Annotated in this window: 13 protein-coding genes; 4 read left to right on the top strand and 9 right to left on the bottom strand. The window is 59.7% G+C overall.

All coding sequences use genetic code 11. The features are described from left to right. Positions 1–37: 37 nt before the first annotated feature. On the bottom strand, positions 38–2,008 hold the full coding sequence (locus CL546_RS13740; RefSeq protein ID WP_290495935.1) for a CocE/NonD family hydrolase: 1,971 nt from the start codon (positions 2,006–2,008) through the stop codon (positions 38–40). A 335-nt stretch (positions 2,009–2,343) separates the two neighbouring features. On the opposite strand from CL546_RS13740, the gene CL546_RS13735 reads away from it, so the two are divergent. After that, positions 2,344–5,034 carry a hypothetical protein gene (locus tag CL546_RS13735; protein ID WP_290495933.1) on the top strand — a complete coding sequence of 897 codons (2,691 nt, stop codon included), beginning with the start codon at positions 2,344–2,346 and terminating at the stop codon, positions 5,032–5,034. 80 nt (positions 5,035–5,114) lie between these two features. On the opposite strand, the gene CL546_RS13730 is transcribed toward CL546_RS13735, so the two are convergent. The 3 genes from CL546_RS13730 to CL546_RS13720 form a co-directional block, all read right to left on the bottom strand. Further along, the gene (locus CL546_RS13730) at positions 5,115–6,236 is read right to left on the bottom strand and encodes a PQQ-dependent sugar dehydrogenase (protein WP_290495931.1); all 1,122 of its coding nucleotides are present in this window, start codon (positions 6,234–6,236) and stop codon (positions 5,115–5,117) included. A 72-nt stretch (positions 6,237–6,308) separates the two neighbouring features. Beyond that, positions 6,309–6,746, bottom strand: coding sequence for a carboxymuconolactone decarboxylase family protein (locus tag CL546_RS13725; protein WP_290495929.1), 438 nt, complete (start codon positions 6,744–6,746; stop codon positions 6,309–6,311). An 18-nt stretch (positions 6,747–6,764) separates the two neighbouring features. Continuing rightward, positions 6,765–7,445, bottom strand: coding sequence for a DJ-1/PfpI family protein (locus CL546_RS13720; protein WP_290495927.1), 681 nt, complete (start codon positions 7,443–7,445; stop codon positions 6,765–6,767). Between the two features lie 171 nt (positions 7,446–7,616). Here CL546_RS13720 and pdxR point away from each other — a divergent pair, with 171 nt between their 5' ends. Next, positions 7,617–9,008 (top strand): MocR-like pyridoxine biosynthesis transcription factor PdxR, encoded by a 1,392-nt coding sequence (gene pdxR, locus CL546_RS13715; protein ID WP_290495925.1) that lies wholly within the window; start codon positions 7,617–7,619, stop codon positions 9,006–9,008. Positions 9,009–9,157: 149 nt separating this feature from the next. On the opposite strand, the gene CL546_RS13710 is transcribed toward pdxR, so the two are convergent. Continuing rightward, positions 9,158–10,354 (bottom strand): lytic murein transglycosylase, encoded by a 1,197-nt coding sequence (locus CL546_RS13710; RefSeq protein ID WP_290495923.1) that lies wholly within the window; start codon positions 10,352–10,354, stop codon positions 9,158–9,160. A gap of 187 nt (positions 10,355–10,541) precedes the next feature. On the opposite strand from CL546_RS13710, the gene CL546_RS13705 reads away from it, so the two are divergent. Next, the gene (locus tag CL546_RS13705; protein WP_290495921.1) at positions 10,542–11,192 is read left to right on the top strand and encodes a potassium channel family protein; all 651 of its coding nucleotides are present in this window, start codon (positions 10,542–10,544) and stop codon (positions 11,190–11,192) included. 43 nt (positions 11,193–11,235) lie between these two features. On the opposite strand, the gene CL546_RS13700 is transcribed toward CL546_RS13705, so the two are convergent. Beyond that, complete coding sequence (locus CL546_RS13700) at positions 11,236–11,361, bottom strand: hypothetical protein (protein ID WP_290495919.1); 126 nt, start codon at positions 11,359–11,361, stop codon at positions 11,236–11,238. Between CL546_RS13700 and CL546_RS13695 the strand changes: the two genes are divergently transcribed. After that, entirely contained in the window at positions 11,360–12,550 is a 1,191-nt protein-coding gene (locus CL546_RS13695) for a TrkH family potassium uptake protein (protein WP_290495917.1), read from the top strand. The two genes, CL546_RS13700 and CL546_RS13695, sit on opposite strands and share 2 nt — an antisense overlap. Positions 12,551–12,568: 18 nt before the next feature. On the opposite strand, the gene CL546_RS13690 is transcribed toward CL546_RS13695, so the two are convergent. The 3 genes from CL546_RS13690 to CL546_RS13680 form a co-directional block, all read right to left on the bottom strand. After that, positions 12,569–13,480, bottom strand: coding sequence for a YihY/virulence factor BrkB family protein (locus tag CL546_RS13690; protein ID WP_290495915.1), 912 nt, complete (start codon positions 13,478–13,480; stop codon positions 12,569–12,571). Between the two features lie 69 nt (positions 13,481–13,549). Continuing rightward, positions 13,550–13,963 (bottom strand): 3D domain-containing protein, encoded by a 414-nt coding sequence (locus tag CL546_RS13685; protein ID WP_290495913.1) that lies wholly within the window; start codon positions 13,961–13,963, stop codon positions 13,550–13,552. A 125-nt stretch (positions 13,964–14,088) separates the two neighbouring features. After that, on the bottom strand, positions 14,089–15,381 hold the full coding sequence (locus CL546_RS13680; RefSeq protein ID WP_290495911.1) for an NAD(P)/FAD-dependent oxidoreductase: 1,293 nt from the start codon (positions 15,379–15,381) through the stop codon (positions 14,089–14,091). Positions 15,382–15,423 lie beyond the last annotated feature (42 nt).

Below are 15,423 nucleotides of genomic sequence, written 5' to 3'. Positions count from 1 at the left end.
CCCTCTTGCCCGAGCAGGGTGGAGAGGCGGTATGGCGTCACAGGGCGCTGGTTGGCACCAGCGGAATGTTCACCCGCGATGGCATGGCCGGGGCGCTGTAGATGGTCATGGCGCCCAGCAGGCTGGTGAGCAGATCCGGGATCGGGCTCAGGCCATGGGGCAGATCGCTGGTGCCCACGCTGATGCGCAACTTTTCCCCAGCCTTGATCAGGGCGCTGGTGGGGAACACTTCCACGTCGGCTCGGAAGGCGGTCAGCGGGCTGATGCTGCGCTTGGATTCCGCAGTGAATGGGTGCCAGGGCTGGATCAGTTTGCCGTTCATGAAGCGCGATTTGCTGGCATCAAAGGCACTCATGGACGCCATCTGAATGCCGTGGGTCAATGGCCGGGCAATGCCGTTGTCGCCGACCACGCTGACGCGCACGGTGACATTGGTATCCAGGGCGGTGGTGGACGCCCAGATCTGCCCGGTGATCGGCCCGTTGATGGCCATGTCTTCTTCCAGCGGTTCGCTGGTGTACACCGCTTCCAGCAGGTTAACCACGTTGTCCTGTGCCGAGCAGGGGGGCAAGATCAGACCGAGCACGCCGGCAGTCCACTGGCTGGCGCTGGCGGAGCACAGACCGTTGACTGGCGTCTGCAGCAGACTGGTTTGTTTGCTGCTGGTCGGTGCGCTGTGCGAAATACTGCCGAACAAGGGCGCGCCGGGTTGGCCATGAAGGTAAAAGGTTTCCGCTTGCGCGTACGGGTGTGGCCAGTCGGCGGCGGTGACGAAACGTTCTTCGCCAGTGTAGTACTGGGTCACCGGCGGGAAATCCCCGGCGCCGGTGTCCATGCCTTTCAGGTACTGGTCAAACCAGGCCAGGCGGATGGGGCCCAGGGCGGGCACCCCATCCGCGGGCAGGCCGGCCCCGGAGGAGCCATCCAGATGTTCCCAGGGGCCGATCAGCAGCTTGGCGGTGGTATGGTCTTTCAGGCCTTCATAAATCAGTGGCTCGCCACGCTGGAAAATATCCTTGAGCCCGCCCACCACAAAGGTCGGTGCAGTGATCTTGTCGATCTGCTCCAGTGGTGAGCGGATGCGCCAGAATTCGGTGTCGTATTTGTTTTCATCACCAATCAACGCCCCGGCCACCACGGGCACCTGAAATTCGGTGAGGGCGCCCTGCAGATGCTGCAGCAGGGTGGTCAGGTAATAACCCGGTTCGCCATTATCCAGCCCGGCCGGGGTGGGGATGATGCCCAGCCCGGTGACCAGGGTGACCCACAGGGGAATAAACCCGGCGTTGATCTGCCCGCCAGTGAAGACGATATCCCGGTAGGCATCACCCATGGGCACGATGGCAAAAATGGCTTTCACCGCCGGGTCTTCCTGTGCACCGGCCAGCAGACCGGTGATGCCCATGTACGACGCGCCGTTCATGCCGATGCTGCCATTGCTCCAGGGCTGCACCTTGATGTACTCCAGCAGCTCGCCGATATCATCCTGATCAATCTGGCTGAACGCCTGCCAGCTGCCTTCCGCTGCCCCGGTGCCGCGCAGATCCACAATGATGTAAGCGTAACCCCTTTTCACCAGCGCCGGGTCGGCAGCACCGATGGCGCCAAGCGCCTGGTTATAACCGGTAAAGGTGGCGATCACCGGGAACGGGCCGTCAATGGCATTGCCGTTCTCGTCCGCTGGCAGGGTGATGGTCGCTGCCAGGCGAATGCCGTCGCGCATGGTGATTAATTGCTGGGGCAAGTCGACCGTGTTGGGGTATTCCTCGTCGCGCTGGTAGGGCTCGCTCCAGGCCAGGTTCACCGGTGTGCTTTCCTCCTCGCCAGTATCGTTATCGGTATCGTCACCGCTGTCGCCGCCCGTGTTGGCGTTGGGGCTGTTGGGTGTATTGGCAACGGTGGGGGCGCTGCCGCTACCTCCGCCGCAGGCGGTCAGTTGCAGTACCAGGCCAAGGAGAATGACGATCAGAGTGCGGCCATTCAGGCGCGCTGAAGACGAAGCGGGCATGGTGCGGTCCCTGTGTTGTTATGGTGGCGGCTCGTCACGGAGCGAGACATTTTTTTATAGGTGTATCAGCGTAGGCGGGATGGCAGTGCAAATCTGTGGGTACCTTGGTGCCCAAGCGTGAAAGAAACTGGGGCTTCTGTGACGGACTGTAATCGGGCTGCCCAGCAGGGCGGGGCGTGACTGGGGTACTGGTGAAGAGGACGACAGGCCGGGCACAATGGCAAGGCGAATAACAACCAGGCTGGCGATAACAACAGGGAAGAGCGTCGATGAACAAACGGGGCGAGTGGAGGTTGGTTGGGGTGGTTGTCGGGGCGGTCCTGTCAGCAGAGACTGTGGCGGAACCACTGGTACAGCGTAACCCCACGGTGGTGCCCCATGATCAGCCTTACTACAAGGCGACGGTGCGTAATACCGAGCTGATTTTCACCGAGAAAAACCAGGGGTTTGCTGAGCACGCCGCTGGCGTGGAGCAACAACTGCAACCGCAGTATGAAGCCAGCTTTGGCTATCAGATGGATTCACCGCTGTTTGTTGGACTTATTTCCGATAACAACCAGATTGCCAACGGTTTCTCTACCCAGTATCCCCTCAATCGCCAGATCAATTACGTGGGTGGCGCGTCTGCGGTGGATTACTTTTCTACTACCTCCTGGCTCGACACCTTGCTGTTCCACGAGACAGCCCATAACTACCAGCTGAACGCCAAAGACAACCGGGTGTCCAGTGCGCTGCATTCGGTGCTGGGTAACGGCGCCCTGATGACGCCCTTTTTTCCGGCGATTGTTCCCAATGTGTTCGAGTCATCGTTCATGCTGGAGGGCAATGCGGTGCTTAATGAGTCCCGCCATGGTAATGGCGGGCGCCTCTACAGTGGCCGCTTCGATGCGCTGGTTCATGCCCAGGCAAAAGCAGGCTACCTGACCCCGGAGCGGGCCTATAACCAGACGCTGTATTTTCCCTATGGTGAAAGCAGCTATGTGCTGGGCAGCCATTACCAGTATTTCCTCGCCGATCGGTACGGGCTGGATGCGACCAACCGGTACTTCAAGGCGCGTTCGCGGTACTGGTATTTTCCCTTCGTCACCAATGCACCGCTGCAAGCGGCCATCGGCAACAATTTCGACACCACCTTTGCCGACTGGGCAAAGCACGAAGTGCAGCAGGCAGACAGGGCGGTCATGTCTGCGGGTGAGCCGCTGGTGACCTCGAAATTTTTCACCGCACTGAACAGTGATGACAATGAGATCTTTTTTCTGGCGAGCCCACAGGATGTGCGGGCGCCGTACCATGTGGTGCTGGATCGAGAGACTGGCGAACTGGGCAAGCAGCGTTCGACTTTTCGCGGCGGCGAACTGTTTCGCCACGACGACAAGACCTGGTCCATGGCGAGTGCCTACAGCACGCCGTGGCGAATCTATCAGGGGCTATACAGTGAAAGTGCTCACCTGAAAGAGGATACCCGCGGCCGGATCATTCAGGGGTTCATGCCATCCCGGGAGCCGGTGTATTTTGATGTGGCCAGTTCCTATGACCAGCCGCAACTGTATGTCGGTGATGACTTTTACGGTCAGGTGAATTCCTCCGTGAATGTTCATGGCGACGACCTCTATTACTTCGTGCAGGAAGGGTCGGAACGCATCCTCTATCGCAATCGTACGGCGCTGTACCGTTATGCAGGGTACTACGGCGTGGTGGCCGATGTGGATAGCCAGGGGCGTGTGTTGTTCGTGGCCAACAGCGAGCACGGCTCTTCCCTTTACCGCACGCAAAACGGGGGTGGTGTTAGCCGGGTGCTGGCGGAAGATGACATCGTGGCCGCGCGGTTGCTGGATGATGAACGGGTGCTGGCGACAGCCATTCAGGCCGATCATTACGGCTATTATCTGAAGCCGTTACAGCCCCGTTCCGGCGAGCCCCATGTGCGCGAGCTGCGGTGGGATGTGCCCGTCGGGCAGGCCGATAATCTGGCCACGGACAGTGAGCCACAGCCGTTGTCGCTGGATCGCCCTTATCATGCCTGGAGCGCCATGCGCTATAGCGGTACGGATCTGTCACTGTCGTTGCTTTCCGAGGAAGAGGATGACTCGGCGGAAGACGAAACGGATTTGCACACGCTGTACAACGTGCAAGTGCGATTCAGCGATCCGCTGGAGCAAAACGAAGTGTCCCTGTTCAGTTACCGCGATCAAGACCTGAGCGAACTGGCGGGGCTGGGGTATAGCAACAATCAGTTTTTCCTCATCGGTGGGGTGAAACAATATTGGGTGCTGGACGATCGGCTGGATCGGGAGTCGCCCCCGCAGGAGACACGTAACCATGGCTTGAGTGCCGAGTTACGTTTGCCTTTGCTGCAGTCCGGTTATTGGTACAGTGAATTGGCCGGCACCTGGTATCAGGACTATCAACTGGATGAGCGTGAGCCCCTGGCCGGGCAGTGGAGCCTGAGCCGCACCACGCGTTTTGGTAACAGTTTTCTGCCCAACAAGCATGCCGGGGTTACGGGTTATCAGGTGAGTGACCGTGATGACACCAGCTATGGTGGCACCCTGAGCCTGATGACCGATCTGCCCGCCGAACTGTACCTGGGGGCCCGTGGCCAGTTTTCGCGCAGTGATGCTGTGGTGAATCAGGGAATGCGTCGAGGGGTGGCGTTGGAAGAAACGCAGGATTTTATCGCCAACGATCCGTCGCGGATCGTGATTCCTGCCCTGGATAATAGCTACTATGCCGAGCAGGTGATTTCGGGTGAGGCCAGCGTGTCAAAGGTGATTAACCTGCCGTGGTATTCCTTCAAGGTGCCGTTGTCTCTGCGCCGTGAGGCGCTGCACCTGCGCTATCGCCGCTATGATATCGATTTCGGTGCTGCCCAGCTGGAGCTGAATCAGGCTATTGTCGGCATGGATCTGGAGTTGCTGTTGTTCCACCGTTCGCCGCTGCGCTTCGCGTTTGAATATGCCTACACGGATGATGATCGCATCACCAGCGAGCACAGCTTTCAGGCGGTGACGTCGCTGGCGTTTTAGCGGGGTGCAGAACAGCCGGACGCTGGCAGCCCCAAGCCAGCTTCGGGCAGCCAAAGTGTAGCCTGACCAGCGAGGGACCGTTATTTTGCCGGGTTTAGCTTCAGTAGCTGACCGTTGTTGCTGTCGGTGAGCAGGTATAGATAACCGTCCGGTCCCTGGCGTACATCGCGGATGCGCTGTTCGCGGTTCCCCAGTAGCCGGGTTTCGCTGACGGGTTGCGGCCCGTCAAACGCCACCATGTTCAGATGCTGCAATTTGAGTGCACCGTTTGCAGTGTGGCCTTGCCAGCCGGGGTAACGGTCGCTGGTAATGAAGGCCATGCCGGCGGGCGCGATGGACGGAGTCCAGTGCAGCAGGGGCTGGGCATAGCCTTTTTTCTCGGTGTCGCCAATGCTGGGGCCGTAATACTCCCGGCCATAGGTAATCACCGGCCAGCCATAATTGACGCCGGGTTTTACCGCATTGATCTCGTCGCCCCCGCGGGGGCCGTGTTCGTTCAACCAGGGTTTGCCGGTCTGCGGGTGCAGGGCCAGGCCCTGGGGATTGCGGTGGCCCCAGCTCCAGATCTCGGTGGCCTGGTCGGCCTGGCCCACCAGCGGATTGTCTTCCGGGATGCGGCCATCGTCGTGCAGACGCAGAACGCTGCCGGCGGGATCTTGCGTATTCTGGGCGCGCTCACGTTGGCCGCGATCACCAATGGTCAGAAACAGGTAGCCGTCATTATCGAACAGGATACGGCCGCCAAAATGCTTGCCGGTATTGGTGCAGGATTTCTCCGCCGTATAAATGGTCTGGAAGTTGCTCAGGGTGCCGGCTTCATAGGTGCCGTATCCCACAGCCGTGGTGGCCTCTTTGTCACTGCAAGGCTTGGCATAACTCAGGTATAAACGCTGGTTATTAGCGAAGTCTGGATGGGGGAGCACATCAAACAGGCCGCCCTGGCCAGAGGCCATGACGTCCGGTACGCCGCCCACAGCGGCGTCTTGCAGCTCACCATCCACAACCCGCCGCAGGGTGCCACGCCGTTCCGTAATCAGCCATTCGTTGTTTGAGACAAACGCCAGTGACCAGGGATGATGCAGGCCATTGGTGATTTCGGTAGCGGTGATGCTGTCGTTGGTTTGTGGCTCCAAGGTGGCGGTGGTGTCCGCGCAGGCGCTGAGGACAAGGCTGGACAGAATGGCGGTAATGGCAGGGCGCATGGCAGGCTCCGAATCGAATATGATTCGAAGCATGCCATGGGGCTGTGGCAGATAAAACCGTTGTTACTGTTGTTACTCCGGGTGCGTTTGGAAGCCGACGCTGAAACGGTTCCACATGTTGATAACGCCGATCACGTAGGTCAGGTCACTGCGTTCTTTCTCGCTGAAGTGTTCCGCCAGAGCTTCGTAGGCGGCGTCGCCATCGCCGCCCTGGCTGAGACGGGTCAGGTATTCGGTCCAGCCCAGCGCTGCCCGCTCCCGCTCACTGAACCAGTCGGTATCCCGCCAGCCGGCGACAGTATCAATGCGCGCGTTGTCTTCCCCCAGTTTGCGGGCCTGGCCGGCGTGCATGTGCATGCAGAAGGCACAGCCGTTGATCTGCGAAGCCCGCAGTTCCACCAGGGCGATCAGTCGCTTGTCCAGACCGGTGGCGTCGATGACCGTCTGGGTGTTGAACATGGCGTTCATGGTGTCCGGTGAGGCGGTGTAGTAATTGAATCGGGCTTTCATGATGCTGCCGTCCTTTTGTCACTTTTCAGGTAAATACCGGGTGATCTCGGTCCAGGGGATCAGGCGGTTTAACTGGATGGTTTCAAACACTTCCCTGGCCTTTCTCTTGCTGCTCATCTGCGCCAGCAAGACCAGTGCGCCCTGGTAGGATGGGATGCCTCCATTGCTGGATATCCGGTTGCGATCAACGACAACATTGCGATCTTCGATCACATTGATGTTGGGGAATTCTCGCTGTAACTGGGGTTCGCCCCCTGCCCAGGTGGTAGCGGTGTAGCCATCCAGCAAGCCGGCGTGGGCGTACAAAAACGCCCCGGAGCAATTGCTTGCCAGCCATGAAGCCGTTGTTGCCTGTTCGGTAAGGAATGTTGTCAGATCCGCATTGTCAAACAGCGAATCCATGACATAGGAACTGGTGACGATCAGTGCATCCAGTTTGGGGCTGTCGTAAATGGTGGTGTCGACCGTCAAGCGTATGCCTTCTTCGGTGGTGACAACGGCGGCGTCTTTCTCCACGCCGATCAACAGCACTTCATAGTCTGAAAACCACGACTCTCTTGTCGCGACCCCAAACACTTCCGCGGGTGCCGTGACATCACTGGTGAGCACCTTGTCGTAAACCAGGATGCCAATGCGCTTGTCTGCGGCCATGGCGGGCAGTGAATACAACGCCATGACCATCAGTATCGTAATGTTCACTATTCGCTTTTTGCGGTTCATTGAGGTTGCCTTTTGCCGGGTGCAGTTTCGCCCTGTGCCTAACCAGCGGGGCGGTACCGCAAAGTCGATGAGTCGTCTTCATCCGAGTGCTAATCTACCGCTGTCCGGTTTGGTAAAAAGGACCAGTTTTCTATTATTAAGGAGACCAATTTGCAGTTGCATCTGGTGCTGAATGGCGAAGGCTCGTTGCAGGCCCAGCTTTACCGTGAGCTACGCCAGGCCATGCAGGATGGCCGCTTGCAGGAGGGGGAGCGGATGCCACCAAGCCGGGTGTTGTGCCGTGAGATGGGGTTGTCGCGGCAGTTGGTGGTGATGACGTATGAGCGGCTGATTGCGGAAGGTTTTCTTTGTGCCCGGCCGGGTAGTGGTACCTTTGTTGCCCGTTTGCCTGCCAGTGAACCGGTGACGTTATTGCCGGCAGGCGTGAGCCCCGGGCCTCACTGGGTGACGCAGCCGGTGTGGGGAAACGGGCCCGCCCGGCGTTTCAATTTTGCCGGCGGGGTGACCGAGCGGGAACAGCTGCCGTGGCAGGCGTGGCGGCGCTGTCTGCACCGGGCGGTACGGGACCAGCAGGTAGAGACGTTGCTTTATGGCGAGGTGCAGGGGGACCTGCGGCTGCGCCTGGGGCTGGTGGATTATCTGGGCTACAGCCGTGGGCTGCCATGCAGTGCGGATCAATTGCTGATTACGCAAGGGGCGCAGCAGGGGCTGGATCTGTTGGCGCGGGTACGCCTGGCTCCCGGTGATTGCGTGGCAATGGAAGAGCCGGGCTACCCGCCGGCCCGGGCAGTGTTTGAGGCGGTTGGGGCAAAAGTGATGCCTGTGCCGGTGGATGATGAGGGATTGTGTGTTGATCGCATTCCAGATCAGGCGCGCCTGGTCTATGTGACCCCGTCGCACCAGTTTCCGCTGGGCATGCCCATGAGCCTTTCCCGGCGTTTGGCTTTACTGGAGCGTGCCCGTGCTACGCAGATGCTGATCGTGGAAGATGACTACGACGGCGAGTTTCGTTTTGAAGGGCGACCACTGGAGGCACTCAAGCGGTTGGATCATCATCAGCAGGTGGCGTATCTGGGCAGTTTCTCGAAAGTCCTCCATGCCAGTTTTCGTACCGGGTACATCGTGATGCCGGGCGGTTTGCAGGCCGCGTTGTTGCAGGCCAAATCGCTGACCGATTCGGGCAGTAACGACCTGACCCAGCGGGCGCTGGGGTATCTGATCGAGCAGGGCGACTTCGCCCGTCATTTGAAGCGGATGCAGCGCCGCTACGCATCACGCCGTGAAAAACTGCTTGCTGCATTGCGGGGGCAATCGGCGCTGACGGTTCTGCCGCAGATGGCCGGGTTGCATATTGCGGTGCGCACGCCGCCAGTGAGGGACTTGGCTGATGCCTTGATCAAAGAGGACGTTACCGCCATGTCGCTGGAGAGTTTATATATGGCAGAACCGGCGATGCCGGGCGTGCTGTTGGGATTTGGGGTCCTGCCGGACGACACCATCGAGGATGGGGTCAGTGCCCTGGCCGGGGCACTGGCCCGATAAAACCGTTTCGAGGTCCGAGTTTCGCGTTACGAAAACCTGACATCTCCGCTCTTTCAGGTTTTGCCTTCCGAAACTCGCTTCTCGCGACGGCTGTTGCTTCGCTGCTGGCGACGTCTTCGCTGTGCCGTTTATGTGGCAGAGCTGACCGGTTAAGGCAGAACACCGATGTGGGTGAGCACTTCCTGATCCGGGAAACCGTCCGCCACCATGCCGTTGGCCTGTTGGTAGCGGGCCAGGGCCTGACGGGTGCCGGGACCGAGCAGGCCGTCTTCCGCGCCCGCATCATGGCCCTGTTCATTCAGCGTTTGCTGAAGCCGGGTGACCTGTTCGCGATTCAGTCTGGGTGCAGGAACGGGTGCCTGGTGAAGCGCTCCGCCGCCGGCGATGCGGTCGGCCAGTCTGCCCACCGCAATGGCGTAGGACTCGGATCGGTTCCAGCCCATGATCACGCGGAAATTCTGGTAGGCGAGAAAGGCCGGGCCGTTATGGCCGGACGGGACCACCAGTGCCGCTTCCATGTCTGCCTGGGGCAGGGGCTGACCATTGGGCATGCGCACACCCAGCTTGGCCCAGTCGCTGAGGCTGCGCTGATGGGCGAAACCGGTTAGCTGGAAATCGAAATTGTCAGGCAGCGTTACTTCCCTTCCCCAGCGCTGTTCGCGCTGCCAGCCCAGTCCTTGCAGGAAATTGGCTGCGGAGGCGAGAGCGTCGTCTTCGCTTTTCCACAGATTGCGGCGGCCGTCACCATCGTGATCGATCGCGTATTTGAGAAAGATGGCGGGCATGAACTGGGTCTGGCCCATGGCGCCGGCCCAGGAACCTTCCATCTGGCTGGCTTCTACATCGCCGGACTGAATGATGCGCAAAGCGTTCATCAATTCGCCGGAAAAGTAATCGCCCCGACGGCCTTCGCACGCCAGGGTGCTAAGGGCATCCAGTACCGGGATGCTGCCCAGGAAGCCGCCGTAATTGGTTTCCAGTCCCCAGAAAGCAACCAGGTAATGGCCGGGGATGCCGTATTCGCGGGTGAGCGCCTGCAGCAGGGGTTGTTGTTCGCGGTACTTTTTGCGGCCGGTTTCGATGCGCGTTTCGCTGACCCGGCGGGTGTAGTAATCAGAAAAGCTGCTGGTGAATTCCGGCTGGGTGCGATCCAGTTCGATCACCCGCTCGTTCAGTTTGACGGTATTCAGGCTGTGGCTGATCACCTGGGCCGGGATGCCGGCCTCATCGGCCTGGGCCCGTAACTGGGCCATGCATTGTTCAAACTCGGCGTTGTCCAGCGCATAACTGGCATGGCTGGCGAGCAGGGTGGCACTGGCAAACAGGGCGGCGCGAATCGAGGGCATGGGGTCTCCACCATCAAACGGAATAAGGCGACACAGAGCATAACGCTGTTGTTGTCGGGGTGCGGCACATAACGACAAAAAAACAGGAAAAAAACTGTCTTTACGTTTGCCCGGAGTGCCGCGATGACAGCGGCAAATAAAAGGCGCAGACTTTTGCTATCGCCATTGCTTCAAGCAAGGAGGGCCTGTGAAGCACCAGTATGCTGTGATCGGTTTGGGCAGTTTTGGTTCCACCATTGCGCAGGAATTGACGCGCCTGGGGCACGATGTCATGGGCGTGGATATCGATGGTGAGCGGGTGGAGTATTACGCTGACAAACTGTCGCAAACCCTGATTGCCGATGGCACCAGTGACAAGGTGGTGGCCGAGCTGGATTTGCCTGCCTTTGATGCGGTGGTAGTGGCCATTGGTGAAAATCTGGAAGCCAGTATTCTGACCACCCTGGCGCTGAAAAGTGCGGAGGTGGAACAGGTGTGGGTCAAGGCGATCAGTGAACCGCATCACCGGATTCTGTCGCGATTGGGGGCCAACCGGATTATTCACCCGGAGCACGAAATGGGCATCCGCGTTGCCCAGACCATCGTGCACCCGGAAATGCTCGACTATATTTCCCTGGGCAATGATTGGCTGGTGGTAGAGGTGAAGGTGGATAAACGGTTTGCCGGGATGACCGCATCCGAGTTGCCGTTGAAGGATGAAGAGCTGCGCCTGGCGCTGGTCAAGCGCGGTACCCAGGTGTGGCAAGCGCCCTTCGACGGTCTGGAGCTGCAAGAGAAAGACCAGATGGTGCTGATGGGCACGCTGCACGACTTGTTGCGGTTTTCCAAAGCACAATGAGGCCCTGGTTTGCACGCCGCGTTGGCGTTCCCCGGCCGCATATTCACAAGCCGCTGGTGTCTCCGCCAGTGGCGCTGGCTGGCAGTTTTTTCTTTTTAATCGTATTGGGCGCGTTGTTGCTCAAGTTGCCCATCGCCACCCACTCGCCAATCAGTTGGTTACAGGCCATGTTCACGGCGACCTCTGCGGTGACGGTGACGGGCCTGTCGGTGGTGGATGTGGGCAGCCAGTTCACCTTGTTCGGCCAGTGGGTGCTGCTGCTACTGATCGAGGCCGGCGGCATTGGCATCATGACCTTTGCGGCGGCCACCTTGCTGGCCATTGGCCATCGGCTGGGTATCGGTGAGCAGCAGCTGATCCGTGATTGCATGAACTACAGCCGGGTCAGTGATATCGCATGGCTGATTCGCCGGATCCTGGTGGTGGTTGTGGTGGTGCAGGCGGTGGGCATGGCGCTGTTGATGTGTGTCTGGGTGCCCGCGCTGGGTTGGGGGCAGGGCACGTTCCACAGCCTGTTCTATGCGGTGTCGGCATTCAATAACGCGGGCTTTGCGCTCAGTACCGACAGCCTGTCCGGCTGGGGTGGGCACTGGGGCATTGTGCTCATCATTACCACCATGATCATCGTGGGCGGGCTGGGCTTTACGGTGCTGGCGGATTTCGAAAAAGGTTGGCGCTGGCGCGGGTTGTCGCTGCACAGCAAGTTGATGCTGGTGGGCACCGGGGTGTTGTTGGCGGCAACGCTATTGTTCTTCATGCTGGCGGAGTGGAATAACCCCGGCACCTTGGGCGACATGAGCGTCAGCGATAAATTGGCGGCGTCCTGGTTTCATGCGGTGACGCCGCGTACGGCCGGGTTCAATGTGGTGGATATGAGCGCCTTGTCATTGTCGACCAGCCTGTTTTATCTGCTGCTGATGTTTATCGGTGCGGGTACCAATTCCACCGGTAGCGGCATCAAGGTAACCACCTTTATGGTGTTGCTGCTGGCCACTCGTGCCTTTCTGCGTGGTCGGCCGTTGCCGGTGATCTTTGGCCGGCAGATTTCCTCAACCCTGGTGTACAAATCCCTGGCGATTACCTTTATTGCCTGCGGGGTGGTGTTTGTGGCGCTGATGGCGTTGTCGGTCACCGATGCCCGGCTGGGCTTTGAAGATCTCACCTTTGAGGTGGTCTCCGCGTTTGGCACCGTGGGGTTATCGCGGGGCATTACCGGTGAGCTGTCGTCAGCGGGGCAGTGGGTGATCATGCTGGTCATGTTCGTGGGCCGGATCGGCCCGTTGACGCTGTCATTCCTGCTGACCCGTCCGCGCCAACCGGTGGTGCGTTATCCGGAAGGCGAGGTCTACATTGGCTAATGGATAACCAAGAATGGCTTACTGCGCGGGCAGATCGATCTGTTGGTGCTTGACGCGAATAGCGGTGCTGCGGGCCAGAATTTTCAGGCCCCGTGCTTCGCAGTGAGCGCGGGTAAAGGCGGCGCCGAACAGCAGGATCATGGACGAGTAGTACACCCACATCAGCAAGACCACCAGGGAGCCGGCGGCGCCGTAGGTGGATGCCGTGGCTGTATGGGCCAGGTACAGGCCGATCAGAGCGCGGCCGACAGAAAACAGGATCGCGGTGACCAGTGCTGCGGGCATAACGGCTTTCCAGTTCAGCACCACATCAGGCAGCACCCGGAACATGGTGCCAAACAGCAGGCCGATCACCAGCAGGGAGACGCCCATCTCAACAGCCACCACCACGGCACCGTGAATGGGCAGCCAGCTTTCCGCATAGACGATAACGGCCTGAACCACCACGTTCAGTAGCAGTGATACCAGCAGCACAAACCCCAGCGAAATGACCACGGTCAGCGAGAGTAACCGGCTTTTGATCAGGGCCGCGATGGTGTTACGTGAGGGGCGCGGCATCACTTCCCAGATGGCGTTCATGGAGCGCTGCATCTGGGCAAATACGGTGGTGGCGCCAATGATCATGACCAGCAGGCTGAGCATGCCGGCGAGCAGGCCCTGACGCGGTGCCTGGGTATTGGCGATGGCGTTACGCACCTCGTTGGCCGCTTCCGGGCCGATGGTGGCTTCCAGCTGGCCGAGAATTTCCGCCATGGCGGCGTCGCTGGTCATCACCAGGGAAATGACTTTGACCGCCAGAATAATCACCGGGGCGAGAGAGAACAGGGTGAAGAAAGCCAGCGAGCCGGCATAGCTAACGGCGTTACCTTCCAGCCACAGGCGCACCGTGTTTTTGAAAATGCCGAACCAGTAGAGCGCGATCTCTTTCATTGTCATCCCGGCGTTAGTGTCCTGCTGGCAGTGTAGCGACTGCCGCCGGGAGTGGCGAATACTGATGGCTTATTCCGCCGGCACATCCCAGCGAATGGTGACTGGCTGCCTGCCCCATTCCCGTGCTGTCTGCCGGTCTTCCATCAGGATGTCGATGTGATCGGTCCAGCGTTTGTTCATCTTGTCGAGCACCTGATAGGTGCCGGGCAGGCCTTCAATGCGGACTTCGGTCTGGTGGGTAAGCCCTGCCTTGATCAGGTCGCGGGATACGGCAATGGCCTTCATGCCAGGTTCCAGCTGGTCGCCCCAGGCGGCCAGGCCCACGTTGCCTTTCTTGGTTTCTGCTTCGGAGAGGGTGTACGCAGAGGCGCTGACTTCACGGCTGACTTCGGTGGTGTTGTCGCAGCCGGCAAGTGTGATTGCCAGTGCCAGCGTGGTGGCCCATTGGCTGAGGTGTAGCGAGCTTGGTAATGCGTTGAGCATGGTTCCCCCTGTGTGGTGTCGTCGGGATCACACTGGCAGGAGGGTTGTGAAGATACCATCAAAACAGCGAACAGGGCGCCGAATGGCGCCCTGGGCAAGCTGGATGTGGTGAGGGTTTGCTCGCCTTAGTGCAGCTTCAGTCGCGGGCGCACCAGTTTGTTGAAGCGCCCGGCGATGAGCAACATGATGGTGCGCGGCCAGCCGTATAGCGCGGCCTGGTGCATGCGATACAGACTGATATACATCATCCGGGCAAGCCAGCCTTCCACAAAGAAGTTGCCGCCTTTCAGGTTACCCATCAGCATGCCCACCGAGCTGTAGTTGGACAGCGACACCAGTGAACCGTGGTCCTTGTATTCGAAGGGTTTCGGATCGCGGTTCATCAGTAGCCGTTGCAGGCTGCGGGCGGTGTGCTGGGCCATCTGCTGGGCGGACTGGGCCCGCGGCGGGATGGGGCGTTCTGCCCCTTCCGGGATCAGGAAGGCCGCATCACCGATGATGAAGATGTTCTTTTGACCCTTGGCTTGAAGCGACGGCTCCACTTCCACCTGGTTGATGCGGTTGGTGGTCAGGCCGTCGATCTGGCTCAGCCATTCCGGACATTTTACCCCGGCGGCCCACACCAGCAGGTCGGCCTTGATCGGGTCGCCATCTTTGGGCACCAGTGCCTCGGGGGTGGCTTCGGCCACCATCACGCCGGTGCGTACCGTTACGCCCAGACCCTCCAGCCGTTTGGTGGCAGTGGCGGAGACCCGCTCGCTGAGTACCGGCAGGATACGCGGTGCCGCTTCAATGATATCCACCTGCAGGTGTTTGCGGTCCAGATGTTCGTGGCCATAAAAGTTGAGCATGCTCACCGCATGGTGCAACTCAGCGGCCAGCTCCACCCCGGTGGCGCCACCGCCGACGATGGCCACGGAGACCGGTTTACTTTCATGGTTGGCGTGCAGGCAGGCATTGAGGAAGCGCTCACGAAAGCGTTCCGCCTGGGCGCGGCTGTCCATGAACAGGCAATTGTCACGGACGCCGGGGGTACCGAAATCGTTGCTCTGGCTGCCGGTGGCCAGCACCAGATAATCGTAAGCCAGTTTGCGCTCCGGGAGCACTTCGCTGCCATGGGCATCGTGTAGAGGGGCCAGGGTCAGCGTCTGCCCGGTGGTGTCGACCTGGGTCAGGGTGCCGGGTTCGAATCGATAGTGGTTGAGCTGGGCATGGGCGCGGTAATCCACCGCATCCAGATCTGCATCAATGGCGCCGGTGGCGACTTCATGAAAGCGGGGTTTCCAGACGTGGATGTTGGATGAATCCACCAGAGTGATATCGGCATTGCCGTATTTGCCGAGCTTGGCACCGAGTTTGGTTACCAGCGGCAGGCCACCGGCACCACCGCCGACAACAACAATTCTGGGTTTGCTCATGGGAAGTCCTTTATCTGAGGCGGCAAGTCTAGCCTTTGGACA

It is taken from the genome of Alcanivorax sp., from assembly GCF_002726155.1.
Classification (GTDB): Bacteria; Pseudomonadota; Gammaproteobacteria; order Pseudomonadales; family Alcanivoracaceae; genus Alcanivorax.
This window is presented reverse-complemented; position numbering and strand designations above follow the sequence as displayed.